The 25,347-nt window shown below is 58.5% G+C and carries 26 protein-coding genes; 17 read left to right on the forward strand and 9 right to left on the reverse strand.

Translation table 11 applies throughout. The features are described from left to right. Nucleotides 1-274: 274 nt before the first annotated feature. The 13 genes from dsbD (at nucleotide 275) to AC0L8N_RS05685 (ending at nucleotide 14,154) form a co-directional block, all read left to right on the forward strand. The gene (gene dsbD / locus AC0L8N_RS05625) at nucleotides 275-2,554 is read left to right on the forward strand and encodes a protein-disulfide reductase DsbD (RefSeq protein ID WP_473666590.1); all 2,280 of its coding nucleotides are present in this window, start codon (nucleotides 275-277) and stop codon (nucleotides 2,552-2,554) included. Further along, the gene (locus tag AC0L8N_RS05630) at nucleotides 2,554-3,141 is read left to right on the forward strand and encodes a TlpA family protein disulfide reductase (RefSeq protein ID WP_473666591.1); all 588 of its coding nucleotides are present in this window, start codon (nucleotides 2,554-2,556) and stop codon (nucleotides 3,139-3,141) included. Before dsbD ends, AC0L8N_RS05630 begins: the two co-directional genes overlap by 1 nt. Nucleotides 3,142-3,241: 100 nt before the next feature. Beyond that, nucleotides 3,242-3,694: a type II 3-dehydroquinate dehydratase gene (gene aroQ / locus AC0L8N_RS05635; protein WP_473666592.1), complete on the forward strand. Its 453-nt coding sequence runs from the start codon at nucleotides 3,242-3,244 to the stop codon at nucleotides 3,692-3,694. Beyond that, entirely contained in the window at nucleotides 3,694-4,170 is a 477-nt protein-coding gene (gene accB, locus AC0L8N_RS05640; protein ID WP_473666593.1) for an acetyl-CoA carboxylase biotin carboxyl carrier protein, read from the forward strand. Before aroQ ends, accB begins: the two co-directional genes overlap by 1 nt. Before the next feature lie 9 nt (nucleotides 4,171-4,179). Next, the gene (accC, locus tag AC0L8N_RS05645) at nucleotides 4,180-5,520 is read left to right on the forward strand and encodes an acetyl-CoA carboxylase biotin carboxylase subunit (protein ID WP_473666594.1); all 1,341 of its coding nucleotides are present in this window, start codon (nucleotides 4,180-4,182) and stop codon (nucleotides 5,518-5,520) included. Nucleotides 5,521-5,533: 13 nt separating this feature from the next. Further along, entirely contained in the window at nucleotides 5,534-6,421 is an 888-nt protein-coding gene (gene prmA / locus AC0L8N_RS05650) for a 50S ribosomal protein L11 methyltransferase (RefSeq protein ID WP_473666595.1), read from the forward strand. Nucleotides 6,422-6,430: 9 nt separating this feature from the next. After that, entirely contained in the window at nucleotides 6,431-8,677 is a 2,247-nt protein-coding gene (locus tag AC0L8N_RS05655) for a DUF3426 domain-containing protein (RefSeq protein WP_473666596.1), read from the forward strand. A gap of 75 nt (nucleotides 8,678-8,752) precedes the next feature. Further along, nucleotides 8,753-9,739, forward strand: a complete 987-nt coding sequence (gene dusB / locus AC0L8N_RS05660; RefSeq protein WP_473666597.1) for a tRNA dihydrouridine synthase DusB — start codon at nucleotides 8,753-8,755, stop codon at nucleotides 9,737-9,739. A 66-nt stretch (nucleotides 9,740-9,805) separates the two neighbouring features. Then, nucleotides 9,806-10,087: a DNA-binding transcriptional regulator Fis gene (fis, locus tag AC0L8N_RS05665; protein WP_197493102.1), complete on the forward strand. Its 282-nt coding sequence runs from the start codon at nucleotides 9,806-9,808 to the stop codon at nucleotides 10,085-10,087. 13 nt (nucleotides 10,088-10,100) lie between these two features. After that, nucleotides 10,101-11,648, forward strand: coding sequence for a bifunctional phosphoribosylaminoimidazolecarboxamide formyltransferase/IMP cyclohydrolase (gene purH / locus AC0L8N_RS05670; RefSeq protein WP_473666598.1), 1,548 nt, complete (start codon nucleotides 10,101-10,103; stop codon nucleotides 11,646-11,648). Between the two features lie 10 nt (nucleotides 11,649-11,658). Continuing rightward, nucleotides 11,659-12,939 (forward strand): phosphoribosylamine--glycine ligase, encoded by a 1,281-nt coding sequence (purD, locus tag AC0L8N_RS05675; RefSeq protein ID WP_473666599.1) that lies wholly within the window; start codon nucleotides 11,659-11,661, stop codon nucleotides 12,937-12,939. Between the two features lie 5 nt (nucleotides 12,940-12,944). After that, nucleotides 12,945-13,619, forward strand: a complete 675-nt coding sequence (locus tag AC0L8N_RS05680) for a molybdopterin-binding domain-containing protein (RefSeq protein WP_473666600.1) — start codon at nucleotides 12,945-12,947, stop codon at nucleotides 13,617-13,619. Beyond that, nucleotides 13,567-14,154 (forward strand): molybdopterin-binding protein, encoded by a 588-nt coding sequence (locus AC0L8N_RS05685; protein ID WP_473666601.1) that lies wholly within the window; start codon nucleotides 13,567-13,569, stop codon nucleotides 14,152-14,154. Before AC0L8N_RS05680 ends, AC0L8N_RS05685 begins: the two co-directional genes overlap by 53 nt. Nucleotides 14,155-14,164: 10 nt before the next feature. On the opposite strand, the gene AC0L8N_RS05690 is transcribed toward AC0L8N_RS05685, so the two are convergent. Next, nucleotides 14,165-14,785 (reverse strand): pyridoxamine 5'-phosphate oxidase family protein, encoded by a 621-nt coding sequence (locus AC0L8N_RS05690; protein ID WP_473666602.1) that lies wholly within the window; start codon nucleotides 14,783-14,785, stop codon nucleotides 14,165-14,167. A 205-nt stretch (nucleotides 14,786-14,990) separates the two neighbouring features. Here AC0L8N_RS05690 and AC0L8N_RS05695 point away from each other — a divergent pair, with 205 nt between their 5' ends. Beyond that, nucleotides 14,991-15,371 carry a DoxX family protein gene (locus tag AC0L8N_RS05695; protein WP_473666603.1) on the forward strand — a complete coding sequence of 127 codons (381 nt, stop codon included), beginning with the start codon at nucleotides 14,991-14,993 and terminating at the stop codon, nucleotides 15,369-15,371. A gap of 91 nt (nucleotides 15,372-15,462) precedes the next feature. Here AC0L8N_RS05695 and rho read toward each other — a convergent pair whose 3' ends face one another. Continuing rightward, on the reverse strand, nucleotides 15,463-16,719 hold the full coding sequence (rho, locus tag AC0L8N_RS05700; RefSeq protein ID WP_068617473.1) for a transcription termination factor Rho: 1,257 nt from the start codon (nucleotides 16,717-16,719) through the stop codon (nucleotides 15,463-15,465). A 178-nt stretch (nucleotides 16,720-16,897) separates the two neighbouring features. Continuing rightward, complete coding sequence (trxA, locus tag AC0L8N_RS05705) at nucleotides 16,898-17,224, reverse strand: thioredoxin TrxA (RefSeq protein ID WP_473666604.1); 327 nt, start codon at nucleotides 17,222-17,224, stop codon at nucleotides 16,898-16,900. 263 nt (nucleotides 17,225-17,487) lie between these two features. On the opposite strand from trxA, the gene rhlB reads away from it, so the two are divergent. Further along, nucleotides 17,488-18,750: an ATP-dependent RNA helicase RhlB gene (gene rhlB, locus AC0L8N_RS05710; protein WP_473666605.1), complete on the forward strand. Its 1,263-nt coding sequence runs from the start codon at nucleotides 17,488-17,490 to the stop codon at nucleotides 18,748-18,750. Between the two features lie 36 nt (nucleotides 18,751-18,786). On the opposite strand, the gene yrfG is transcribed toward rhlB, so the two are convergent. Then, nucleotides 18,787-19,449, reverse strand: coding sequence for a GMP/IMP nucleotidase (gene yrfG / locus AC0L8N_RS05715; RefSeq protein WP_473666606.1), 663 nt, complete (start codon nucleotides 19,447-19,449; stop codon nucleotides 18,787-18,789). A gap of 78 nt (nucleotides 19,450-19,527) precedes the next feature. Here yrfG and cysQ point away from each other — a divergent pair, with 78 nt between their 5' ends. After that, entirely contained in the window at nucleotides 19,528-20,337 is an 810-nt protein-coding gene (cysQ, locus tag AC0L8N_RS05720) for a 3'(2'),5'-bisphosphate nucleotidase CysQ (RefSeq protein ID WP_473666607.1), read from the forward strand. A gap of 45 nt (nucleotides 20,338-20,382) precedes the next feature. Continuing rightward, nucleotides 20,383-20,598 (forward strand): YdcH family protein, encoded by a 216-nt coding sequence (locus tag AC0L8N_RS05725; protein ID WP_473666608.1) that lies wholly within the window; start codon nucleotides 20,383-20,385, stop codon nucleotides 20,596-20,598. Nucleotides 20,599-20,604: 6 nt separating this feature from the next. Here the strand turns inward: AC0L8N_RS05725 and trhO are convergent, their stop codons facing one another. The 5 genes from trhO to AC0L8N_RS05750 all read right to left on the reverse strand — a co-directional run bounded on the left by trhO (nucleotide 20,605) and on the right by AC0L8N_RS05750 (nucleotide 25,345). Further along, entirely contained in the window at nucleotides 20,605-21,534 is a 930-nt protein-coding gene (gene trhO / locus AC0L8N_RS05730; protein ID WP_473666609.1) for an oxygen-dependent tRNA uridine(34) hydroxylase TrhO, read from the reverse strand. 21 nt (nucleotides 21,535-21,555) lie between these two features. After that, the gene (gene plsB, locus AC0L8N_RS05735; protein WP_473666611.1) at nucleotides 21,556-24,036 is read right to left on the reverse strand and encodes a glycerol-3-phosphate 1-O-acyltransferase PlsB; all 2,481 of its coding nucleotides are present in this window, start codon (nucleotides 24,034-24,036) and stop codon (nucleotides 21,556-21,558) included. A gap of 49 nt (nucleotides 24,037-24,085) precedes the next feature. Continuing rightward, nucleotides 24,086-24,304 carry a hypothetical protein gene (locus AC0L8N_RS05740; RefSeq protein WP_473666612.1) on the reverse strand — a complete coding sequence of 73 codons (219 nt, stop codon included), beginning with the start codon at nucleotides 24,302-24,304 and terminating at the stop codon, nucleotides 24,086-24,088. Beyond that, nucleotides 24,301-24,837 (reverse strand): alpha/beta fold hydrolase, encoded by a 537-nt coding sequence (locus tag AC0L8N_RS05745; protein WP_473666613.1) that lies wholly within the window; start codon nucleotides 24,835-24,837, stop codon nucleotides 24,301-24,303. Before AC0L8N_RS05745 ends, AC0L8N_RS05740 begins: the two co-directional genes overlap by 4 nt. 130 nt (nucleotides 24,838-24,967) lie before the next feature. Then, a complete protein-coding gene (locus AC0L8N_RS05750; RefSeq protein ID WP_473666614.1) occupies nucleotides 24,968-25,345 on the reverse strand; it encodes an MGMT family protein in 378 nt (125 codons plus the stop codon). Between the last annotated feature and the right edge of the window lie 2 nt (nucleotides 25,346-25,347).

Here is a 25,347-nt window from a genome sequence, read left to right on the forward strand (position 1 = left end):
AGCACTCAACTCAGAGGAGTGCTAATCATAGTGCCGCGCTGACAGAATTCAAGGGCCGCCCCGAATTTAGGGCAGGAAGCCGTCACGCCGGTTCAGGCTCCGGGCCCGCGAACCATGGCGGCGAATTTGCGGCCTGCGTCCATGACAGCCCCGACGGTGCCGGGTATGCTCCGAATCCGCTGCCAGCTCACTTGTGCCGTAACAAAGCGGCCACTCACGCGGTCTAGGGATAAGCAGTATGACCGCACGACTTCGTACTCCAGACAGAGGCCCCATGCCAGCAATCGCCCATAGCCGCCCGCTTCGCTACCTACTTGCCCTGCTTGTTGCACTGGCGGCCAGCACTTTCGCGTGGTCGCAACAAAAGGACCTCATTCCGCCCACGGAAGCGTACCGGTACGTCGTCGTGGACACCGGCGAGGCATTGGAGATCGACTGGGCTATCGAAGACGGTTACTACCTGTACAAGAATAAACTGTCCTTTGAAAGCGGCTCAGACGGCGTGCGGCTCGCTGACTACACGCTACCTGAAGGCTTGCATCACGAAGACGAGTTCTTCGGCGTGCAGCAGGTCTACCGTGACCGCTTTTTTGTCACGATTCCGTACGACGCCGACAGTCCACGCCCTGACTCGGCGACACTCGTGATTCGATCGCAGGGTTGCGCCGATATCGGCATTTGCTTTCCACCGCAGACCTGGAACGCAGAAGTGGCACTCGTTTCGGCAGCCGCCAGCGAGGCCAACAATGCATATGCTCTCAGTTCGCCGTTCGGCAATGTGAGCGGGCTCGGCGATTTTCTGCCAGTGGACGAAGCGTTTCACCCCTACCTGCTGGTCATTGACGGCAACACCGTCGAGCTATCCTGGCAGGTAGCGCCCGGCTACTACCTGTATAAGGACAAGATTTCGGCCAGTACGTCCTCGGACAAGGTGCAGCTCGGTCGCATAGACTTGCCCAAGGGCGAAGAGAAAACAGACGAGTACTTCGGCAAGACCGAGGTCTACCACAACGACGTATTTGCGAAGCTGCCGCTAGCCCGCGCGACGCCGGAACCGATGACTCTGGAAGTGGAAGTCAGCTACCAGGGTTGCGCCGATGGCGGCATTTGTTACCCGCCGGTGACCCGCACCCTCAGCGTTGATCTGCCGCAGGCAACTGCAACGCAGGCACTGAGTGCCGCCAGCAGCAGTGGAAGCGGGATGGTGTCAGAGCAGGACCGTCTTGCCGCACTGATCGGTAACGCCAGCATACTGGCAGTCATTGCGACATTTTTTGGCGCCGGCTTGCTGCTGGCGTTCACGCCGTGCGTCCTGCCAATGATTCCAATCCTGTCGGGCATTATCGCCGGCGATGGCGACAAGGTCAGCCCGGCGCGCGGTTTCTCGCTCGCGTTCAGCTATGTCATGGGCATGGCACTGATTTACACAGGCGCCGGCATTATTGCGGCGGCAATCGGCGTGCAATTGCAGGCCGTGTTCAATGCGCCGTGGGTTCTGAGCCTGTTCGCCGCGTTATTCGTCGTGCTCGCACTCGGCATGTTCGGCATGTTCGATCTGCAAATGCCCTCCGCGATACAAAGTCGCCTGGCCGGAGTCAGTGGCAAACAGAAAAGCGGCACCATCATTGGCGCATTCATCATGGGCGCGTTGTCGTCGCTCATTGTCACCGCCTGTGTCGCACCGCCACTCGTTGCGACCCTGACGGTCATCGGCCAAACCGGTGACATGCTGCGCGGTGGCACGGCATTGTTCGCCTTGAGCCTTGGGATGGGCGCACCGTTATTGGCCGTTGGCGCATCCGCTGGCCGATTGCTGCCAAGTGCAGGGCCGTGGATGGTGGCCATTAAGAACGCGTTTGGCTTTATGATGCTGGGCCTCGCCATCTGGATGCTTTCACGCATTCTGCCAGGCAGCGTGACACTTGCACTGACCGGCGTACTCGTGTTCATGGCCGGTGTGTGGCTGGGTGGTTTGACTACATTGACTCCTGGCGCAACGGACACGCAAAAACTCGCCAAAGGCAGCGGGCTGTTAGCCGTGATATACGGCGCTGCTCTGTTGCTGGGCGCATTGGCAGGCGGCAGCGACCCGATTCGGCCGCTGGCCAGCATTGGTTTTGCGGCCGGCGCAGCCGTCGAAGAAGACCACGGCCTGGCTTTTCGGCGTGTGAAATCAGTTGCTGATCTGGAACGCGAACTCGACAACGCTGCTGCCAGTGGCAAGACTGCGATGCTCGATTTTTATGCTGACTGGTGCGTATCGTGTATTGAAATGGAAAAATACACGTTCACCGACACCGAGGTTCAACAGGCGTTATCCGGCACTGTCTTATTGCAGGCCGACGTGACGGCCAACGATGCGGAAGATCAGGCGTTGCTGCAGCACTTCGGTGTCTTTGGTCCGCCAACTATCATATTCTTCGACAACAATGGATTGCAGAGAAACGGCTTCGAAGTCGTCGGCTACATGAAAGCAGCGCAATTCAGCGAGCACGTGCGGCAAGCGGTAGGATCCGCCGCTGCAATGACAGCGCAGACAACGACGAGCGATTAATGACCAGAAAACTATTGGTAGCGGTCCTGCTGGTGGCGGCCGCGGCGGGTGGCTATTTGCTGCGCAGCCAGTTGCAGGACAAAGAAGTGACGGCCATCAACACTGCGCCAGTCAGCGACCAGCGGCTGGAGTTCACGCTCGCCGACCTCGAGGGCATGCCGCGCGAGTTTGCCGAATGGGACGGCAAGCCGCGCATCGTCAATTTCTGGGCAACGTGGTGTGCGCCGTGCCGGCGGGAAATTCCGTTACTAAAAGACACCCAGGACAAGCACGGCAGTGACGGTCTGCAGATCCTCGGTATCGCCGTTGATTTCGTTGAGGATGTAAAAGCTTACGCTGAAGATGCGCAATTCAACTACCCAATACTCGTCGGCCAGGATGACGCGATGGCGGTTGCCGAAACGTCGGGCGTGCCGTTCATCGGTCTGCCGTTCACGTTGATCGTCGCGCCGGACGGCCGGATGCTGGGCGCTCACATGGGCGAAATCCACGCTGAGCAGATCGAAACGATCGTCGAGCAATTTGCTCTCTTCGAGAGCGGCGCGACGTCGATTGACGAGGTTCGCAGCGCCCTCAAGCAACTCTGAGCTCAGCCGGAACACCTTCCAGCCCGAATCACTTGCGTTAACTGCCCTGAAAAGGGTTAGAATTGCCGCCATCTTCGGCTATCTGGCGCTCATTCCGCGTATGGCAAAACTGCTACTACTGAACGGACCCAACCTGAACCTGCTCGGTTCGCGGGAACCCGGGGTCTACGGCCGCACCGATCTCGCGGAAATCGAGTCGACACTCGTCACTCAGGCAGAGCGCCTGGGCCACGAAATGGTGTGCTTTCAGAGCAATGCCGAGCACGAGCTGCTGGACCGCGTACAACGGGCGGCAGATGACGGTATCGCGTTCATCCTGCTCAACCCGGCGGCGTTTACGCACACCAGCATTGCGCTGCGCGACGCCTTGTTGGCGGTTGCCGTGCCATTCATCGAAATTCACCTCAGCAATACCTATGCACGGGAAGAATTTCGGCAAATTAATTATTTCAGTGATATTGCTGCGGGTTGCCTCATAGGCCTCGGAGCACAAGGCTATGAACTTGCATTGCAGGCTGCCCACAAGCAGCTCATGGATGCTGAGGGAGACTGATGGACATACGCAAGGTTAAAAAACTGATCGAACTGCTCGATGAATCCGGAATAGCGGAAATCGAAATTACGGAAGGCGAAGAGTCAGTACGAATTTCACGTTACGCGCAGGGCGCCACGATGATGGCACCCATGCCGGCACCGGTCGCCCAGGCGCCCGCACCGGCTGCAGCGCCTGTTCCTGCCGCAGCGCCTGCCACGCCCGCCAGCCCGGCAGAACCAGAGGAAGACGGCCACATGGTGATCGCACCGATGGTCGGTACTTACTACTCCTCGCCTACGCCAGGTTCGGCACCGTTCGTGCAAGCTGGCGATCGCATCAACCCGGGCGACACGCTGTGTATCGTTGAAGCCATGAAAATGATGAATCAGATCGAGTCGGAAGTATCCGGCACGATCAAGTCGATTCGCGTTCAGAATGGCGACCCGGTGGAGTACGGCCAGGTGCTGTTCGTCATCGACCAACGCACGAGCTAGGCGCCGGTCATGCTGGATAAAATCGTCATAGCAAATCGCGGCGAGATTGCCTTGCGGATCCTTCGCGCCTGCCGCGAAATGGGCATCAAGACAGTCGCTGTGCACTCCACTGCCGACAACAACCTGAAGCACGTTTTGCTCGCCGACGAGACCGTCTGCATTGGCCCGCCGCCGTCCAGCGAAAGCTACCTCAACATGCCCGCCATCATCAGCGCGGCGGAAGTGACCGACGCCGTCGGTATACACCCGGGTTACGGTTTCCTGTCAGAAAACGCCGATTTCGCTGAACGGGTCGAATCGAGTGGCTTTACGTTTATAGGCCCGCCTTCGGAATGCATACGCCTGATGGGCGACAAGGTTTCAGCCATTCAGGCTATGAAGGCCGCGGGCGTGCCTTGCGTACCAGGATCCGACGGACCGCTGGGCGACAATGCCGAAGAAAACCTGCGCATGGCGCGCCAGATTGGTTACCCGATCATTATCAAAGCCTCTGGCGGCGGTGGCGGTCGGGGCATGCGTGTCGTGCATTCCGAAGCGTCGCTTACCAGCGCGATTACGGTGACTCAATCGGAAGCCCTCGCAGCGTTTGGCAATGAAACGGTCTATATGGAGAAGTTTCTCGAACAGCCGCGCCACATCGAATTCCAGATACTCGCTGACAAACACGGCAATGCCGTGCATCTGGGTGAGCGGGACTGCTCAATGCAACGGCGTCATCAGAAAGTGATCGAAGAGGCACCGGCACCCGGTATCAGCGAAGAACAGCGTCAACGTATCGGCGAACGTTGCGTGCGCGCTTGCCAGGAAATGGGCTATCACGGCGCGGGCACCTTTGAGTTCCTTTACGAGAACGACGAGTTCTACTTCATCGAGATGAACACCCGCCTCCAGGTCGAGCATCCGGTAACGGAAATGATTACCGGCATCGACATCGTCAGGGAACAATTGCAGATTGCCGCTGGCGAACGACTCAGCATTACTCAGGATGACGTGCGTATTTACGGCCACGCCATCGAGTGCCGGATCAACGCTGAAGACCCGAAGACCTTCATGCCATCACCCGGCATGGTGCACCTTTGGCATTCGCCCGGCGGACCCGGCGTGCGCGTGGACAGCCATGTGTACAGCGGCTACCGCGTACCGCCAAACTACGATTCAATGATCGGCAAACTGATCACCCACGGCAGCGACCGCAAGTCGGCCATCTCGCGCATGCGCAACGCACTGAACGAAATCGTCATCGAGGGCATAAAGACCAACGTTCCGTTGCATCACGAAATTTGCCAGCACGCGGCATTTCAGGCGGGTGGCACCGACATCCATTACCTGGAGAAGCGGCTGGGGCTCTAGCGGCCTGGCAACGATGGACTGGCGTCAGTTTGTAATGGACCTTGAAGCGCTGCCAACGGACGCGGTTGAGGATCTGTTCCTGCGCCACGGTGCGCACGCAGTAACGCTGAGCGACGCAGGGGATGACCCGGTACTCGAACCGGGGCCGGGCGAAACCCCCTTGTGGTCCCGAACCCGCATCACCGGACTGTTTTCTCCTGATGCCGACTTCGACGCCCTGCAAGACGCCTTGCGAACCGAGTTCGAGCTGAAGTCACTCCCGGACTATCACATAGAAGATCTTGCCGATCGCCCGTGGGAACGGGAATGGCTGAAAGACTTCCACCCTATGCGCTTCGGCTCGCGCCTCTGGGTGTGCCCGAGTGGGCAGCTCCCCGACGCCGGCGACGAGGCCATCTGCCTGCAGCTGGATCCCGGGCTGGCCTTCGGCACAGGCACGCACCAGACCACCGCCCTTTGCCTGCGCTGGCTTGATCAACAACACGAACGCGGCAAACTCAACGGCAAGTCGGTACTCGACTTTGGTTGCGGCTCAGGGATTCTCGCCATCGCCGCTTTACGACTGGGCGCAGCCAGCGCGCTGGCAATTGATATTGATCCACAGGCCATTACAGCGACGCAGAGCAATGCCTTGCAAAATAACGTTGCCGACCGGATCACGACACAAATCGAACGAACAGACGAGGTTTTCGATCTGGTGATCGCCAACATACTGGCCGCGCCCTTGATCGACTTCGCCGAATGGTTGTCACAGCGACTGGCCGACGGGGAATGGCTGGTACTTTCCGGTATCCTCCGTCATCAGGTCGACGATGTGTGTGCAGCTTATCAACGGTGGATCGATCTGGAACCACCGGAATTCGACAACGACTGGGCGCGGCTGTCCGGTCGCAAACGCTGAGAGAGCGGCATGTATACAGTGTGCCCGGAATGCAAAACAGCATTTCGACTAAACGCAAAGATCCTCAAACAAGCGCACGGCCGCGTGCGTTGCGGTGGTTGCAGCAGCACGTTTAATGCGATTGACCACCTGGCAGAAGACTTGCCGGACGACGAACCGGGAAACACCCAAACGGCGCACACCTTCGACGAGCGCAGCAAAGAGCTGCTACACACACTCGACCAGTTAACCGGCCCTGATGCCGTACGTATCGAAGACACCGGCGTTGAATGGCGGGTTCTTGATGTCGACAGCGATTCTGGCAACGATGGCGATGATGATGACGACACCGGCACGGTCGCGGACGACGACACCGACCCCGTCGAATACAAGCCTGCCGACGAAATTCAGTGGAGCCTGGAGGAACCGGACTACGAGCTACCCGCTGACACGGGCAGTACCGCCGAGTATTCGGCCCTCGCAGCCACCGAGCTGGAAGCCAGCGACGACGAGCCGGAGAACAGCCACTCTGAGCAACAGCCCGCCTATAGCGATGACATGGGTATCGAGGAAGACGATAACAGTGACGACGCTGAAATCGATAGCGACGCCGGCACATATGAAGAAGCAGAGAGCTTAACGACCGAATCGCCGTCCGACGAGACTGCAGAGCCGCGGCAGGACTTCCGCTACGACGACAACACTCCCCTGCCCGATGAGTTCTTTCGCCCATCGGACGATTTTCCGGTAGAACCAGATGAAGCCGACAGCGCGCTTCAGGAACCCGCAATTACGGCGGACCCTTACCGCGATGAGACGCCAACGATGGCGGGTGACGACGCTCAGGCTGACCTGATCTTCGGCGACATCGATGAATGGCAGGATCTGCTCTCGGAAGTGGCGACGGACGACGACGCCGAACCGGCCGGCAGCGAACCGCTCACTGATCGCGAATCCGCATCCGAAATCGATAGCGAGCTTGATACCGACGAAGACGGTGCCGGCGATACCGCGCTGCAGAACCTCGACAACAGTGACGACGACCAGCAACCGACAGACAACGATGCAGCGTCGGCGGGAGACGTTTCGCTCGAACTGGCTGCCCCTGATTCGCACGACGACGATGACGCCGCGGACCCCGACGACGAACTGATCGTCAATGAGTTCGTACCCGACCCGAACGCACCGAAAATCGATCTGGATGCCGAACTCGTTGCGGATGAATCCGAGGAACCGACCGGGGTGCACCCGGTGCTTATCGACGGCATTGGTGAACAAGCAACTGACGACGAAAACGCCGCCGATCACCTGGAGGATAAGCAGGCCGACGACGTACCGCCGACCAAGCCGACTGATGAAGCAGCGCCCAGCGAAGATCCGCCTGCCGACTCGGCACAGGACCCGGCGGCGAACGACGAGCTGTCTGCCGAAGCGCCGGCAAGCGACGACGCCACGTCGGACAACGAGGTCGAGGCAGCGCAAGCCTTTGACGAACTGTCGGTCGAGATGGAAATTGACCAGGAATTACTACGCGCGGCTGCGCTGCAGGCCGGTGACGAACCGGCTGACACGCAGGATGAGCAGCCCGAAGTCAGCGAGAACCGGCTGGTCGAAAGCATCATCATGGAAGGTGACACGGTCACCGACCTGATTGGCGATACCGAACTGAAATTCAACACTGCGCTGCTGGAAGCGAGTCCGGACGGCGAGGAACAGACGCTCGACAATGACTCGGCGACAACGGCACCACCGCCAAGCCGTCGTTTGCGCGGCGCCAGCATTGCCGCGGCCGCCGGCTTGGTTCTGCTGCTCGCCGTGCAATTGCTGCACGCGAATCGCGCCACTCTGGCGACATCACCCGTATTCGAAAACACACTCGCGCCGCTCTACCGGGCCATTGGCCAGCCGGTAACGCCCGCGTGGGATGTGCGCGGTTGGCGTTTCGAATCCACGACCGGCAGTACGGACAATGCTGATCAACGACTTACGATCAATTCACGTATTGCCAACAAGTCAACGCAGGCTCTGCCCTACCCGCTGGTATACGTCTCCCTCACCGACCGCTTCGAGGAAATCGTTGGTAGCCGGATCCTGCGTCCGGACGAATATTTGGCAGGCAATGTCAGCTACCGCAAACCCGTTGCACCAGACGCCGACTTCAACGCGGTCATTACCATCGATTCGCCAGCGCCGGAAGCCACCGGCTTCAAGCTCAATGTCTGCTACCGGACAGGCTCGCAGCAGCTGCGCTGCGCGATCGAAGACTTCCGAAACTAAGAGACCCGCAGGCATTGCTGCCAGTTGCTGCTCCGGTCGGCTACAATGGCGGGCCGTGGTGAGCTGCTCCCCGTTATGCAAATCGGACCCTGGACAATTCCCGGACGCTTCGTGCTTGCGCCGATGGCAGGCATTACTGACGCGCCGTTTCGAAAACTATGCCGGCGTTTCGGCGCAGCGCTGACCACCTCCGAAATGACGACCGCCGATACCCGTCTGTGGCAAACGGCCAAGTCGCGCCGCCGCCTCGATCTCGACATGGATGCCGAGCCCTGCATCGTGCAGATCGCTGGCTCAGATCCCGCGCAGTTAGCTGTAGCCGCCGCTGCTTGTGTTGCGCGTGGCGCGCAGATTATTGACATCAACATGGGTTGTCCGGCTAAGAAAGTGTGCAGCAAGCTTGCAGGCTCCGCATTGTTACAGGACGAACCACTGGTTGCGCAGATACTCGACGCCGTGGTTGCGGCTGTGGACGTACCGGTTACGTTAAAGATTCGCACCGGCTGGGACCCCGAACATCGCAATGGCCCGCGTATAGCGCGCATCGCCGAAGATTGCGGCGTGCAGGCCATTGCTGTGCACGGCAGAACGCGCGCGTGCCGTTTCAAGGGTCTTGCCGAATACGACACCATCGCTGAAATCAAGAACTCGGTGAAAATTCCAGTCATTGCCAATGGGGATATCACCACTTCGCAGAAGTCGCTTGAAGTATTGAAGCTAAGCGCCGCAGATGCATTGATGATTGGTCGCGGTGCACAGGGAAAGCCGTGGATTTTTCGCGAACTGAATCAATTAATCACGCCGGAAAAAGACTATCGGCCGCTAGAAAAAAATGACGTGCGTGATATCATGCTCGACCACCTCAGCGACCTGTACCGGTTTTATGGGGACACGACCGGCATAAGAGTCGCCCGCAAACACCTCACCTGGTATTGCAAAGGGCTGAAGGACTCCACTGAGTTCCGATCCAAGGTGGTTCGTGTGGACAGTGCAGCGGAACAGGTACGATTGACGCAAGCGTTTTTCAACGAACGCATCGACGACGACCTGCTAGCCGCCTGAACTGCATCGCACTGGGGGAGGCGCCAAGCCTGAAATAGTCATTCTCAATCGGGGAAATTTCAGATCGTGGCTAAACAGAACACAACAAAGTCTAAAGAATTGAGAACACTCAACACAAAAAAGCCGTTGCGCAAGCACACCGAAGAAGCACTGGGTCAGTATTTCGCCAGTCTTAATGGCGACCGGCCCGGCGATCTGTACGACCTCGTCATGGGCGAAGTTGAACAGCCGCTGTTCAAGGCCGTCATGGATTACACCGGCGGCAACCAAAGCCAGGCGGCAGGCATACTCGGCATCAATCGCGGAACGTTACGCAAAAAGCTCAGAACTTACTCATTGCTGCAATAAAAGGCCGCAAAGCATGACCACAGTGACCAGGGCGCTTGTCAGCGTTTCGGACAAGCGGGGACTCACTGATTTCGCCAGTGGGCTCGCCAAACTCGGTATCGAGATTCTTTCCACCGGCGGTACAGCGCGACAGCTCGATGAAGCCGGCATTCCTGCCATTGAAGTCGCCAGTAAGACAGGCTTCCCCGAAATCATGGGCGGACGCGTGAAGACGCTGCACCCCGTGATACACGGCGGGCTGCTGGGACGCCGCGGCACGGATGAAGCGGTCATGGCCGAACACGGCATCGAAGCGATCGACCTGCTCGTCGTTAATCTGTACCCCTTTGAAGAAACGATCCGCAAGCAGGACGCCACGGTCGACGACGCTATAGAAAACATCGATATCGGCGGTCCGGCCATGATTCGTGCGGCATCAAAGAATCACGCCAGTGTTGCCGTTGTCGTTGATCCTGAAGATTACGCCAGCGTACTGACCGCATTGCAGGACGGCAGCCTCGACGCTGACATGCGCCGCCGCCTCGCCGCCAAGGCGTACGCGCACACAGCGAGTTACGACACGGCCATCAGTCGCTACCTGTTCGGCGTACTCGGCGACGATCCGCTCGGCGAGCGCGCGCTGTACGCCGGTGAGCGTATAGAGGCATTGCGCTATGGCGAGAACCCGCACCAGTCGGCCGCGTTTTATCGTGACCAGACAGCCGCTGCGGGCAGTCTTGCAAACGCCGAACAGTTGCAGGGCAAAGCACTGTCCTACAACAATATTGCTGACACTGACGCCGCACTGGAATGCGTGCGCCAGTTTGCCGAGCCGGCTTGCGTAATTGTCAAACACGCCAACCCCTGCGGCGTAGCAGTCGACAAAGACATAGCGAGCGCGTACGAACGCGCCTTCAGCACAGATCCCACGTCCGCTTTCGGCGGCATAATTGCATTTAACCGACCGCTTGATGCAGCCACGGCCAAGGCAATTATCGACCGACAGTTTGTTGAAGTTATCGTCGCACCCGAAATTGACAGCGCTGCGCGCGATGTACTCGGCAACAAGAAAAATGTGCGGGTACTGTGCACTGGTGCGCACGTCGCCGTCGAAGGCGGTCTCGACTTCAAGAAGGTGTCAGGCGGACTGCTCGTGCAAACCGTCGACAATGGCAAGGTTACGGCCGCTGAATTGCGTACCGTAACGAAAAAAGCACCGGATGCCGCGCAATTGAAAGACCTGCTGTTTGCCTGGCAAGTTGCGAAATACGTGAAGTCGAATGCCATCGTTTTCTGCAAGGACGGCATGACCATAGGCGTCGGCGCAGGTCAGATGAGCCGCGTCTACAGCACGCGTATTGCAGCAATCAAGGCGGCCGATGAAAACCTCGAAGTCAAAGGCTCGGTCATGGCATCGGATGCCTTCTTCCCGTTTCGGGACGGCATCGACGCAGCCGCCGCTACCGGTATAGCCGCTATAATTCAGCCGGGCGGATCCATGCGTGACGACGAAGTCATCGCCGCAGCCGACGAACACGGCATTGCGATGGTCTTCACCGGCATGCGTCATTTCCGGCATTGAGCACAAGTCCATGAAAGTACTGATCGTAGGCGGTGGCGGCCGAGAACATGCGCTGGCATGGAAATGTGCCCAGTCTCCGTCGGTCAGTGAAGTCATCGTCGCACCTGGCAATGCCGGCACTGCTCGCGAAGCCGGAATTCGTAATGCCGCGGTCGCGGCCGACGACATCGACGCTCTGCTCAATCTGGCTAAAAGCGAAAATATCGGTTTGACGATAGTTGGCCCTGAGGTGGCGCTTGTTGCGGGCATCGTCGACCGCTTCCGCGATCACGGTCTGCCTTGTTTTGGCCCTGACGCCAAAGCCTCGCAACTCGAAGGCTCCAAGTCCTTCACCAAGGATTTTCTGGCCCGGCACGCCATTCCAACGGCAGCCTACGCCAGCTTCTCCGACATTGAACCGGCACTGGAATGGATACGCGCGCGCGGCGCGCCCATTGTCATCAAAGCCGACGGACTCGCTGCCGGCAAGGGCGTCGTCGTAGCACAGACTCTCGCCGAAGCCGAACAGGCCGTGCATGACATGCTCGGCGACCGCCGCTACGGCAACGCCGGTGCAAGTATTGTTATCGAAGAGTTTCTGGCCGGCGAGGAAGCGAGCTTCATCGTCATGTGCGATGGCCAAAGCGTCCTCCCTCTCGCCACCTCACAGGACCACAAGGCCCGCGACGACGGCGATCAGGGCCCGAACACCGGCGGCATGGGTGCCTATTCACCCGCGCCGGTCGTTACTGAGGAACTCGAACAGCGCATCATGCGCGAAATTATCGAACCGACATTGGCCGGCCTTAAGAGCGACGGTATCGACTACCTTGGCTTTCTGTATGCCGGGCTGATGATAGACAGCGAAGGCACGCCGCGCGTGCTCGAGTTCAACTGCCGTTTCGGCGATCCGGAAACCCAGCCCATTTTGGCGCGACTGAAATCAGACCTTGTCGAACTGTGCATCGCCGCACTCGATGGCAAGCTCGGTGAACAAACCATCGAATGGGACCCGCGCGCCGCGCTCGGGGTGGTAATGGCTGCCGGCGGATACCCAGAGAAATACGCGAAGGGTCGTCCGATCAGCGGCCTGTCAGACTCCAGCGCCAGCAAAGTCTTTCATGCCGGAACCGCACTGATCGACAACACGGTGGTCACTGCAGGTGGTCGGGTACTGTGTGTGGTCGGGCTCGGTGACAGCGTCGCAGAGGCCCGCGATACCGCTTATGCCGGGGTCGATAAAATCAGTTTTGACGATGCCTTCTGCCGCCGGGACATCGGCTACCGAGCCATCGCCCGCGAGGCGCAATAAGCGGCATGTTGACCGTTACCGCCGCCATCGAAGCAATACTGGCAGCGCTAACCACCTGGCCTGAAGAAACTGTGCCGCTGGATGTTTCCAACGGCCGCGTATTGCGGCAAGACGTGCTGGCTGAGCGCGACCAGCCGCCGTTCGACCGCGTCACTATGGACGGCATTGCCGTGCAGCACAGCGCGTACGCCGCAGGACGTCGCGAATTCGCCATTGCAGCCTCGCAACTTGCCGGTGACCCGGTGCTGACACTCACATCGGAAGACGCGTGCATTGAGGTCATGACCGGCGCGGTATTGCCGGTCGGCAGCGATTGCGTCATTCCCGTCGAACGCACTACCCGTGCCGGCGGCACTGTTCATGTAGAGCCGGACTACGACGCCACAGTCCGACAATTCGTGCACGCGCGCGGTTCGGATCACAGCAAGGGATACCGCCTGCTTGCAGCGGGACGCCGGATCTCGGCAATCGACATTGCCTTGCTGGCTTCAGCCGGTCTTGCCGACATTCAGGTAACAAAACTCCCGCGCATTCGGGTGATATCTACAGGCAACGAACTTGTAGCGCCCGGTGCCAGCCATCGAAGCACACCAGATACGCATGTCGAACGGCCCATCAATCGTCGCCATGCTGCAGCAACAGGGCTTCCGGGACAGCCTGCATCTGCATTTGCGCGATGACCAGAGCGTGCTCGAAACCCGTATTGGCGAACAATTGGCGGACAGCGATGTGCTTATCCTGAGCGGCGGCGTATCGATGGGTCAGGCCGATTTTGTGCCGCAGGTACTCAGCAATTTGCGGGTACGCAAAATCTTTCACAAAGTAAGCCAGCGCCCTGGCAAACCAATGTGGTTCGGTACGGGTCCGCAAGGGCAATTGGTGTTTGCGTTACCCGGCAACCCTGTATCGGCACTGACTTGCTGCCGACATTACGTACTGCCTGCGTTGCTCACGGCGTCGGCAACTACGCCGCAACGCGCGACGACGGTGCAACTTTCAGAGTCGTTCCGCTTCGCGCCAGCGCTGACCTGCTTTCTACCCGCACGCCTGACCGTCGATGAGCACGGCCAGGCATGGGCGCAGCCAGTACCTACCAACACCTCGGGTGACTTTACAACGCTGGCCAGCACCGATGGTTACCTGCAACTAGCCGCCGGTGAAACAGAGTTCGCGGCCAACAGCCGGCAACCGTTTTTCTACTGGGCACAAGCCTGAGAGACTGCGCTCAGGTTCGGGAATAACCCTCTGCGTAGTTTGGGGTAGCAGGGGCATCGGTCATAGCAGGGTCCGGCAGCGGCTTGCCTGAAGTTAACGACAACGGAATAACGCCCGCCCAATGCGGCAACCCGTAGTCACTTGCTGTGTCCTTCGGCGGACCCGACCGCACCTTGACGCTGGCCTCGTCTATGCGCAGGGACAACACCACGGTGGCGGCAACTTCCTTGCGGTTCGGTTGCCGCGAATCGTCCCAGCGCCCCGGCAACATATGATCGAGAAATGCCTTAAAGGCATGTCGCTTCTCTTCGTCGTCGCGAACCGTCGTCGCCGTACCAAACGCCACGACCGAGCGATAATTCATCGAATGAGAAAACGCTGACCGTGCCAACACCAGGCCATCGAGCAGCGTGACACAAACACTGACATCGCTGCCTGCGTCGAAACTCGCTAACCAACGGCTCGCAACAGCACCGTGCAAGTACAGCTTGTCGCCAATGCGCGCGTAGGTCATCGGCAGCACCACAACCCCGTCCGGCATCGTAAGGCCGACATGCGCCACCAAACCTTCGTCCAGAATCGCAAAGGCCGTGTCGAGTTCGTAGGATGCCCGCTCAGAATGCCGGCTCATTGTTGACCGTTGGGTTTTCGTTAGCTCGGCAGTCACGTGCGCAGCCTCCACAGTTGCTGTAGCACTGAAAGTAGCGCGTGCCGCAGGCCCTCGCCAATGCACAATTGCCGGACAATAACGGCCACACAGTAGCGCAATTGTGCTAATTCATGCAGTCTGAGCAAGATCGAATACAGCCCGCCGACTAACTACGAAGGGATCGAACATGCTAAAAGTAACTGCGCGCTTCCACGAACAAGCGTATGCGCTGATGCGCATATTCACTGGCTTTCTTTTCTTATGGCACGGCAGTCAAAAGCTGCTCGGCTACCCACCAATGAGTTACGAGCCACCCGCCTTTGTCACCTGGGTGGCGGGCGGCATCGAATTGGTCGGCGGCGCACTGGTGATGATCGGTCTCTTCACGTCGCCCGTTGCGTTTCTCTGCAGCGGCCTGATGGCTGCAGCGTACTGGATGGCACACGGACCGGACCCCTTTCTGCCAATCCTGAACGGCGGCGAACTCGCGGTGCTGTATTGCTTTGTCTTTCTGTATATTTCCACGAAAGGCAGCGGCATCTGGAGCATCGACAACCTGCGCAAATAGCCGATACACAGTCCCGACCGACGGCTCACTACTGCCAAATACACAAACGGCCGCATAAGCGGCCGTTTGTTTTTCCACGATAGACTGAACGTCAGCGCTTCATTGCTTCGAAGAACTGGGTGTTGGTCTTCGTGTCCTGCAATTTGTTCAGCAGGAACTCGATTGCCGCCAGCTCGTCCATCGGGTGCAGCACCTTCCTGAGTACCCACATTTTCTGCAGTTCATCAGGCTGGGTCAGCAGCTCTTCTTTGCGGGTACCGGAGCGGTTGATGTTGATCGCCGGGAACACACGCTTCTCAGCAATACGGCGATCCAGATGGATTTCCATGTTGCCGGTGCCTTTGAATTCCTCGTAGATCACTTCGTCCATCTTCGAACCGGTATCGACCAGTGCCGTAGCCAGAATAGTCAGACTACCGCCTTCCTCGATATTGCGCGCCGCACCGAAGAAGCGCTTCGGACGGTGCAATGCGTTCGCATCCACACCACCGGTAAGCACTTTTCCTGATGAAGGTACAACCGTGTTGTAAGCACGCGCCAGCCGGGTGATCGAATCAAGCAGGATGATGACATCGCGCTTGTGCTCGGTCAGCCGCTTGGCTTTCTCGATCACCATCTCGGCAACCTGCACGTGACGGCTGGCAGGCTCATCAAACGTCGATGACACCACCTCACCACGCACTGTGCGCGCCATTTCCGTCACTTCCTCAGGCCGCTCGTCGATCAGCAATACGATCAGGTCGCAATCCGGGTTGTTGGCTGAAATCGCGGTCGCAATGTTCTGCAACAGCATTGTCTTACCCGCTTTCGGTGGGCTGACAATCAAACCACGTTGTCCTTTACCAATCGGCGCCACCATGTCGATGATGCGAGCGGTAAGGTCCTCGGTACTGCCATTGCCCTGTTCGAGGGTTAAGCGATCGCGAGGAAACAGCGGGGTCAGGTTTTCAAACAGGACCTTGCTGCGAGCGTTCTCGGGTGCGTCGTGATTGATCTGGCCGACTTTGAGTAACGCGAAGTAGCGCTCCCCGTCTTTCGGCGGACGAATCAGGCCACTGACGGTATCGCCCGTGCGTAAATTGAACCGACGTATCTGACTGGGAGAGACATAGATGTCGTCTGGCCCCGCCAGATAGGAGCTGTCCGAAGAACGCAGAAAGCCGAAGCCGTCCTGCAGGATCTCCAGCACACCATCGCCATATATATCTTCGCCATTCTTCGCGTGTGCCTTGAGAATGGAAAAAATAATGTCCTGTTTGCGCGAACGCGCCAGGTTTTCGAGGCCAAGGCTGGTGCCAAGATCAACAAGGTCGGATGCCGGACGGTTCTTTAGATCCGTCAGATTCATCGCGTTCTTGGTGAGCTCGAGCTGATCCGGTGGAATTACTTCGAGGTTATCCTCGTCGTCAGGAAACTCTTCCGATTCACGCCGTCTTGGTCGACGACGCCGGTTCCCCTGCCCCCCGCGTTTTTTGATTTTGCCGGCTGTTTAGGGCGGCTTCTAGTTTGATTACCCAAGTATCCTCTCACAGATTGGTTTCCAGAAACTCTGTCAGTTGCGACTTCGACATGGCGCCCAGTTTCTGCGCATGCACGGAGCCGTCCTTGAACAGCATTAAGGTCGGAATACTACGAATACCGAACTTGGGTGGAGTGTTCGGATTCTCGTCAATGTTCAGTTTTGCCACAGTAATGCGGTCAGCGTATTCCATCGCGACCTCATCCAATAACGGTGCAATCATCTTGCAGGGGCCGCACCATTCAGCCCAGAAATCCAGCAGTACAGGCTTCGCTGACTGCAGTACATCGGCCTCGAATGAGTCGTCATTGGTGTGCACAATATTGTCGCTCACCGGCATCTACCTCCAAAATTGGCTTCGTGTGGTTGGCTGTTTGGCATCGCTCGCAGCCGCCGTACGGCGTAGTGCGAACTGTGCAAAATGGATGACGCTGCCCGTCCAATCAGGCAATATGTCGCAGCTTTACCGCGGCTTCTCTTGGATTTCGTTGAAGGCGAAACTGGCAGGTGCGACGACTGTCGCGTCGATATTGACCAATTTGACCGGTTCACGAACCAATTTGCAAGCCCAAATCCGCAATTTCTCTATGGAGTCTCATGTCAGACAATCACCTGAGCGACCTCAAATTCGACGCACTTGACCTGCACCCGGACCTGCGCGCCGGAATCAAAGCCGCAGGCTTCGAATATTGCACGCCAATCCAGGCCAGTACGCTGCCGATGGCGCTGAAAGGAAACGACGTTGCCGGCCAGGCCCAGACCGGTACCGGCAAGACTGCCGCCTTCCTGATCGCTGCCTATCAGCGCTTGCTGACCACGCCACCCGCTGAAACCGAGGGGCAAAAGCAACCGCGCGTATTCATACTTGCGCCAACCCGCGAACTCGCTGTGCAGATCGCGAACGACGCCGAAGTCCTGAGCGAACACACGGGCTTCACCATCGGACTCGCGTACGGCGGCACCGATTATGAAAAGCAACGCAATCGCATCGCGAATGGCATCGACCTGTTGATCGGTACGCCCGGCCGCATCATCGACTACTACAAGCAGGGCGTATTCAAACTCGATCAGGTACAGGTCGTCATCCTTGACGAGGCCGATCGCATGTTTGATCTGGGCTTTATCAAGGACATTCGTTACCTGCTGCGCAAACTTCCCGAACCGGACCAGCGCCTGAACATGTTGTTCTCGGCAACCCTGTCACAACGGGTGATGGAGCTGGCGTACGAGCACATGAACGAGCCTGAGTTAATTCGCATCGAACCGGACAAAATGACGGCGGACCGCGTACGACAGGCCATCTTCTTCCCGTCCAACCCGGAAAAAATTCCGTTACTGGTTGGTTTGATCCGCGAAATGGGCACCGGACGAATCATGATTTTCGTCAACACCAAACGTGAAGCCGAACGCATACAAGCCTATCTGCAAGCCAATGGCATTGATGCCGAGGCAATCTCCGGTGACGTGCCACAGAACAAACGCCTGAAGATGCTGCTGCGTTTTCAAAGTGGTGAATTGCCGGTATTGATCGGTACCGACGTGGCCTCGCGCGGTTTGCACGTTCCCGAAGTGCAGTACGTCATCAACTACGACCTGCCGAATGACCGCGAAGACTACGTGCACCGCATCGGTCGAACCGCACGCGCCGGGGCATCGGGTGACGCCATCAGCTTTGGTTGCGAAACCTATGTGGAGTCGTTACCGGATATCGAAGATTACATTGGCCACAAAATTCCGGTGGCGAGCTACGACCCGGATCTGTTGCCAACCCTGGAGCGTCCACCGCCCAGACCGCGCAAAGACCGCAACAGCAAGCCACGCCGCAGTGGCGGTGGCCGTTCGTCTCGTCCACGCCGCTAAGCGTCAACAGGGACCCGTTGCCTCACGAGGTCCCTGTCAGGCAGGCAGCAGCTCCGCCACACCTTCCACGCTGAGGTAAGTTCCGCCATCCCGTACAGCGGCGGATGTATCCGGGCGCGTAATCCGCACAACGTGCTTCACGCCATATTCGCGCGCGCTCGCCAGTACCGTTTCCGTATCATCAACAAACATGGTTCGTTGTGGATCGAATCCCTCTGCCGCGGCAAGTGCGTGCCAAAAACGTTGATCTTCTTTCGGATAGCCGAACTGATGGGACGTGTAGACCCCGGCGAAATAATTTTCGATTCCCGTTACTTCGGACTTGACGGCCAGCGTGTCCGGGTGTGAATTCGTCACCATCAAGACCCGCGGTCCGCTCTGCTGCACGGTCTGCAGAAATTCCATAGCGCCGGGCAACCAGCCGATGCGCGCTCGTTCCGCGCGATGCAGAGCCAGCACATCGAGATCGAGGCGCTCGCTCCAGTGATCGAGGCAATACCAGTCCAATTGCCCCTGCAAACTCCGAAACGTTGCGTGCAATTGCCGCGTCGCCACTTCATGTTCGAGACCGTGCTTACGTGCGTACTCCAGCGGAATGTGCTGCAGCCACATGAAGTTATCGAACGCGAGATCCAGCAGGGTCCCGTCCATGTCCAGCATCAAAGTGTCGCAATCCCGCAATAATTGGCTGGTGCTCATGGTTTTTCGTCTCTCCCGCATACGTTTATCAGTGATGCTTTATACTGCCCCGCCCAGCGACAGGCAATCGAGTACACCATGCAGTTAGAGCCCCTGATTCAGCCCGTTACCGACCTGGCACATGCAGCCGGCGCAGCCATACTCGCAGTTTACGGCAGCGAATTCGCCGTCGAACAAAAAGATGATGACTCGCCGTTGACCAAAGCCGATCTGGCCTCCAATCGCATCATTGTGGACGGTTTGCAGGCGCTGACGCCGGATATTCCGCTGATCTCCGAAGAAGTTGGCCTGCCGCCGTTCGCCGAACGCCGACAATGGCCACGCTACTGGTTGATAGACCCGCTCGACGGTACCCGCGAGTTCGTCAACCGGAACGATGAATTCACCGTCAACATCGCGCTGATAGACAACCACCGACCCGTTCTCGGCGTCGTTTATGTGCCGGTACTCGGACTTACTTATGTAGCCGCCGCCGGCGTCGGTGCAAGCCGCCAGATTGGCGAGGAGGCGCCGGAACCGATTTCTGTAGCAGCACAGTCAGCCACACCGCCGCGCATCGTGGGTAGCCGCTCACACCGCGGTACCAGTCTGGATGCCTACCTTGCCGCGCTGGGCGAATTCGAGTTGCTGCCAATGGGAAGTTCATTGAAGTTCTGTCGCGTCGCCGAAGGCGCCGCTGATCTCTATCCACGGCTGGGCCCTACCTCGGAATGGGATACGGCGGCAGCGCAGGCCATCGTTGAACAGGCCGGCGGCCAGGTTTTGTGCCCCAACGGCGAGCCGTTGTTATACAACACCAAAGAAGACATACTCAATGGTCACTTCTTTGTCATCGGACCGCGCGATCGGAACTGGCTGGAAGCGGTTATCACCGAGCATCGCGCGTAACGCTAGACTAGAATTACTATGTCGTTAAACATTTTCGGCACCCCCATGAGAGACAAGATCGACACCGAATGTTTTCGCGAATACGCGAAACTGCGCGAGCTGCGAATCGACCATCGCGATCTCAACGATCTGATCGACCGTCTGTCGCACGATCCACTGGTTGATCAGCTGCAAATCCGTCGCCTGAAAAAGCGTCGCTTGATACTCAAAGACATGATCACTCGTCTCGAAAGCGACATCATTCCGGATCTCGACGCCTGACCTGTATCAGGCGTCTTTCTTCGGCAGCTGCGCTGCGCCGATGTGATGCCCGCCCCGCTCGCGTGCCAGTTGCACCTGCCGGCGCCGCTCTTCCAGACGCACCTCGCGATCACGTTCCAGTTCATTGATGCACTGCGGGCAGGACACACCCTCGCGGTAATCCGGCGACTTCAGGTCGTCGGCAGACAACGGCCGGCGACAGGCATGGCATTGTTCGTAGCCGCCCTCTGAGAGGTCGCGATCAACGGCAACCCGGCTGTCAAAAACAAAACACTCACCGTCCCAGCGATTGTCGTCGTCGGCTGTCGTGGACAGGTAATTCAGTATGCCACCCTGCAACTGATAGACCTGCGAGTAGCCGAGTTCCTGCATCAGGGCGCTGGCCTTCTCGCAGCGTATGCCACCGGTGCAGAACATAGCGACGGGCCGGTCGCGATCGCCCGCATCCAGCTGTTCAACGAATTCGGGGAATTGCCGAAAGCTGTCGGTGCCAGGATCAAGCGCCCCGGGAAACGTACCCACTTCAATTTCGTAGTGATTGCGGGTATCGATGACGAGTGTTTCAGGATCGTCGAGCAGCGAATTCCATTCGCCGGGACTGACGTGCTGGCCGGTACGCTGTTGCGGCCGGATGTCTGGCCGGCCGAGGGTCACAATTTCGTTCTTGATGCGTATCCGCAGTTTTCGAAACGGCGCGGTGTCAGCCTCGGTCCAGCGGGCATCGACCGGCGTCGGCAATGCCAGCGTGTCCTGCAGCCATTGCAGGACCGCGGCTATGCCCTCGCCAGCGCCCGCAAGGGTGCCATTGAAGCCTTCGTCGGCCAGTAACACGGTGCCCAGCAAATGCTCTTTCTCACACAGCAACTGCAGATCACGCTGAATCGCGGCAGGCTCAGGTACATCGACAAAACGATAAAAGGAAACAACGTTTAACACGCGTGAACTCGCAGGTCTGGCTCAGGAATTATCCGTCGCGTCGGAAAAAGTGAGCGAGAGAATACTATGGCGTATCTCTTCACCCAAGACGAGTCGCGCGTCTTCACCGATACGGGTGATGTCCTCATCGAACTCGAGCCGGCCCTCGTCGTTGCGCCGCAGGACGTCCTGCAATCTGAGCTGCGCGATAAAGTCGCGGAACAATGCCCGGTCGAAAAAGTCCGGTGAATGCAGTCCGTAGATCATCGCCAACCGCTGGGCACTTTGCTGACATAACGACTCCAGCGCCGCGCGCGTCAACTGGCCGGAACCGTTACGCACCAACAAGGCAATGACGAGATAAAAGCGCTGCAGCATTGGCACCATGGAATGGCCGAGCATCAGCAGTTGAAATGCCTTACCTGAACCTGCCGTAGGCCGTACCAGTGTCGAACCGTCGGCGTCGCGCTTGAGTATTTCCAGATCGATCAGCGCGTCAATAGCCGTCGTGGTTACGTCATCAATGGCTTCGATATCCCATTGCAACGTCAACTCTTTTTTCATGAACGGGTAAATCAGCCGAACGAGTCGTTGCAGTTCCGTGTGCGCCAGCCGCCGGCCCTGAATAAAGCAGCAGGCAATAGACGCCGGGATAGCAAACAAGTGCTGAACGTTATTGCGGAAATAAGTCATGAGCACGGCTTCGCGCTCTTCCATGCGAATTACATCACCCAGCGCGTGCTTGGTGCGACTGATCACACCAAGCTTGACGCCGTGCTCGATAATCTCGGACGGCGTCCAGTCCGGCAGCGTTACCGAATCGGAATAGTGAAAATGCCCCAGCAGATCAATGCTCAGTTTCAGTTGCCGCTCCAACTCCCGCTCACCCATGCTTTGCTTGGGCGTCGACAACAATGCGGTAGCCAACAGGCTGATGGGGGTGACTGCAGCTGCGGAATTGATGCCGGTCATGATTTCGGCGCCGAGCTTATCGACGACCTCGTTCAACCACAGCGGTCGGTCTTCACTTTGTTTCGCTTCTTCGCGCCAGTTCGGATTGTGTGCGTCCAGTAGCGGCTCAACAGCAATCGGCTCGCCGACGTTGACATAGACCTTGCCGAAGTTCTCGCGCAATGCGCGCACGCTGCGAATCAACCCAAACAGCGACTCTTTTTTCTTTTCTGCACCGCTCAGCTCCTGAATAAAAGCATCGCCTTCGATCAGCTTTTCATAGCCAAAATAAACCGGCGCAAATACGACCTCGCGTTTGGGGTCCTGCATGTAGGAATGCACCGTCATGGCCAGCATGCCGCCTTTCGGCGCCAGCAATCGCCCGGTGCGGCTGCGGCCGCCTTCCACGAAATACTCGATGGCATGTCCGCGCACCAGTATCTGGTGGAGATACGCATTGAATACAGCCGCGTACAGACGATTGCCACGGAAGCTGCGCCGCAGAAAAAATGCACCACCGCGGCGCAGGATGGGGCCGATAACGGGCATATTGAGATTAATGCCTGCCGCGACGTGTGGAATCGTCAAGCCCTGGTGATAAACGGTAAAGCCCAGCAACAGATAGTCGATGTGACTGCGATGGCAGGGCACGTACACCACTTCTTTTTCTTCGGCAATCTTCTGCAGGCGCTCAACGTGCGACAACACGATGCCGTCGTAGATTTTATTCCACAACCAGCCGAGGAAACGCTCGAGTATGCGTATTGCCGGATAGGAAATATGCGCGGCAATTTCCTCAACGTAGTAGCGTGCTTTCTTACGGGCTTTTTCCATGGCCGCCGGGTCATCGCCAGCTTCCGCTTCGATGATTTTCTGTACCTGCGGATCCCGCAACACAACGTTTGCCAGCGTGCGCCGATGCGATAAGTCGGGACCAAGCGTCGCCGTACGTCGCTGGCGAAAATGCACACGCAAAATTCGCGAGACCTTGCGCCAGGCGACCGACTTATCCGTTTCTTCCTGCACGATCTTGCTTAGCGCTAAAGTCTCACTGAAACGCAGCAACGTATTGCGACCATGCAGAACCGTTGCCAGCAACTTGCGCGTGCGCCCTGCCACTTCCCAGTTTTCCGAGAACAGCAACTTGAACCAGGAGCGTTCCTTATCCGGTGAACGTCCCCAGTAGATAGCGACCGGCACGAACACCAGCAACTGGTCGCGTTCCCGAACGCCGGCATCAACGAGCCGGCGCAGGCGGGTTGAACCCGCGCGGCTGGGGCGTTGCACCAGCAAGCCGCGGCGCCGGCGTAATACGACGGTGCGACTCGACTCTGTAATACCCGCAAATTCGAGCGGCTCCGACGGCGATGGCAAACCGTGCCGACGGCACTCCTGTTCCAGCGCCAGCATGTCAGCGAGGCCACCGCTTTCCAGCACGTAGCACACTGCGCCGTCGCAATTGGCGAGCACTTCCGCCGGCACTTCCGGCTGCACCGTTGGCCGGGCCCACAGGCTGAATACCCAGCCGGTTAGCAAGTACAGGGGACGCAGCAGAATACGAGCAACGTTCATGCGCGGACCGCGACTGTGGCGACGGAATTGGTCATTGGGGTGTTGTACATCAAGGGCGCGGCTCGTCCGCTTCGCCGTCAGCCGCCTTCAGCGCTTCGTCCATGCGCTGCTTTTGCTCCATGAGCTGGCGTTCGACATCCTCGGCCTTGTCAATCGGCTCGTGCAGCCCGTCAAACGGCGATGCCGTCGCTTCGGTGGTTTCAGCCGGCTGCTCAGCGCCACCGCAGGCGGCCAGCATCAGCAACAGGCTCAGTGTTATGCCTTTCATGCGCTCTCCTGGCCTGCAATACGCAGCAAGAACTGAGTCAATAGCTGATTGATCTCATCGATGTTATCCGTCAAGCGGTGATCACCGTCCAGCACGTGCAGGGTTGCCCGGCACTCGCGAGCGTAGCGGATGCTGTTTTCAACGGGGACGATGTCATCTTGCCATCCGTGCACGATCATCATCGGCATTTCGGGTGCGGCAGGTGTCAGGTCTTCATAGCCTTCCATGTAGTAAGCCGGCGCGAGCACAAACAAGCCACGTGCAGCCAATGCGGCCGCGGCCGCCGTCGCCACGTGTCCGCCCATGCTGGAACCAACCAGCACCAGCGGCTCTTTGACATCCGCGCATTCGGCCAGCAGCTTTTCGACCCGCTCGGTCGGGTCCGCAATGCCCTGGTAGTCCACACTTTCCGCACGGCAACCCAGCTTGCGCACGGTATCAGCCATGCTGAGGATCTTGGTTCCCCAGGGACCACTTTCCTGACCGTGCGAAAAATACACAGCCGGCATCGCCGCGTTGTTGTTGTTCGACACTCTTGAAACCTTTTGTAGTTGTTATTGGGCCGGCGTTCCGGGCCGGGCGAGCCCGCCTCGGCGAAGAGCCCATTCTAAACGCCTGCAGGCCAGACTTCCTGTGCGCTGGCCTCCGCGGCCCTGATTGTCGTCAATCCCAGGCGGCAGAAGGCTTCCAGAGCAGTTCGTCAAGGTCCGGTTGCCAGCGATACAGCGCCATATTCACCCGTCCGTTGGTCAGAACCACCTCCTCGGCCGCCAGTTTGTCCACTTGCCGCCGCCACGCCTTGCTGCCCACCGCAAACGCCAGCCGGCCGGAAGCAGTGACGATTCGGTACCACGGTACGTCGTGGCCCGCCGGCAATTCGCGCAATGCGCGACCAACCTGACGCGCCCCACGCGGGATACCGGCGATCTCGGCAATCTGCCCGTAGCTCGCGACCGAGCCAGGTGGCACGTCGCAGATCGTCGCGTAGATGCGCTCAAGGCGGCGTTCGCGTTCTTCTTTCGCGGATAGACCCGACGTCATGC

Source organism: Woeseia sp. D3-10, assembly GCF_055809415.1.

What these genes read in the sequence shown, in the direction of transcription:
- dsbD (WP_473666590.1), top strand. Translation starts at nt 275, where the DNA reads ATGCCAGCAATCGCCCATAGCCGCCCGCTTCGCTACCTACTTGCCCTG.
- AC0L8N_RS05630 (WP_473666591.1), top strand. Translation starts at nt 2,554, where the DNA reads ATGACCAGAAAACTATTGGTAGCGGTCCTGCTGGTGGCGGCCGCGGCG.
- aroQ (WP_473666592.1), top strand. Translation starts at nt 3,242, where the DNA reads ATGGCAAAACTGCTACTACTGAACGGACCCAACCTGAACCTGCTCGGT.
- accB (WP_473666593.1), top strand. Translation starts at nt 3,694, where the DNA reads ATGGACATACGCAAGGTTAAAAAACTGATCGAACTGCTCGATGAATCC.
- accC (WP_473666594.1), top strand. Translation starts at nt 4,180, where the DNA reads ATGCTGGATAAAATCGTCATAGCAAATCGCGGCGAGATTGCCTTGCGG.
- prmA (WP_473666595.1), top strand. Translation starts at nt 5,534, where the DNA reads ATGGACTGGCGTCAGTTTGTAATGGACCTTGAAGCGCTGCCAACGGAC.
- AC0L8N_RS05655 (WP_473666596.1), top strand. Translation starts at nt 6,431, where the DNA reads ATGTATACAGTGTGCCCGGAATGCAAAACAGCATTTCGACTAAACGCA.
- dusB (WP_473666597.1), top strand. Translation starts at nt 8,753, where the DNA reads ATGCAAATCGGACCCTGGACAATTCCCGGACGCTTCGTGCTTGCGCCG.
- purH (WP_473666598.1), top strand. Translation starts at nt 10,101, where the DNA reads ATGACCACAGTGACCAGGGCGCTTGTCAGCGTTTCGGACAAGCGGGGA.
- purD (WP_473666599.1), top strand. Translation starts at nt 11,659, where the DNA reads ATGAAAGTACTGATCGTAGGCGGTGGCGGCCGAGAACATGCGCTGGCA.
- AC0L8N_RS05680 (WP_473666600.1), top strand. Translation starts at nt 12,945, where the DNA reads ATGTTGACCGTTACCGCCGCCATCGAAGCAATACTGGCAGCGCTAACC.
- AC0L8N_RS05685 (WP_473666601.1), top strand. Translation starts at nt 13,567, where the DNA reads ATGCTGCAGCAACAGGGCTTCCGGGACAGCCTGCATCTGCATTTGCGC.
- AC0L8N_RS05690 (WP_473666602.1), bottom strand. Translation starts at nt 14,785, where the DNA reads ATGAGCCGGCATTCTGAGCGGGCATCCTACGAACTCGACACGGCCTTT.
- AC0L8N_RS05695 (WP_473666603.1), top strand. Translation starts at nt 14,991, where the DNA reads ATGCTAAAAGTAACTGCGCGCTTCCACGAACAAGCGTATGCGCTGATG.
- rho (WP_068617473.1), bottom strand. Translation starts at nt 16,719, where the DNA reads ATGAATCTGACGGATCTAAAGAACCGTCCGGCATCCGACCTTGTTGAT.
- rhlB (WP_473666605.1), top strand. Translation starts at nt 17,488, where the DNA reads ATGTCAGACAATCACCTGAGCGACCTCAAATTCGACGCACTTGACCTG.
- yrfG (WP_473666606.1), bottom strand. Translation starts at nt 19,449, where the DNA reads ATGAGCACCAGCCAATTATTGCGGGATTGCGACACTTTGATGCTGGAC.
- cysQ (WP_473666607.1), top strand. Translation starts at nt 19,528, where the DNA reads ATGCAGTTAGAGCCCCTGATTCAGCCCGTTACCGACCTGGCACATGCA.
- AC0L8N_RS05725 (WP_473666608.1), top strand. Translation starts at nt 20,383, where the DNA reads ATGAGAGACAAGATCGACACCGAATGTTTTCGCGAATACGCGAAACTG.
- plsB (WP_473666611.1), bottom strand. Translation starts at nt 24,036, where the DNA reads ATGAACGTTGCTCGTATTCTGCTGCGTCCCCTGTACTTGCTAACCGGC.
- AC0L8N_RS05740 (WP_473666612.1), bottom strand. Translation starts at nt 24,304, where the DNA reads ATGAAAGGCATAACACTGAGCCTGTTGCTGATGCTGGCCGCCTGCGGT.
- AC0L8N_RS05750 (WP_473666614.1), bottom strand. Translation starts at nt 25,345, where the DNA reads ATGACGTCGGGTCTATCCGCGAAAGAAGAACGCGAACGCCGCCTTGAG.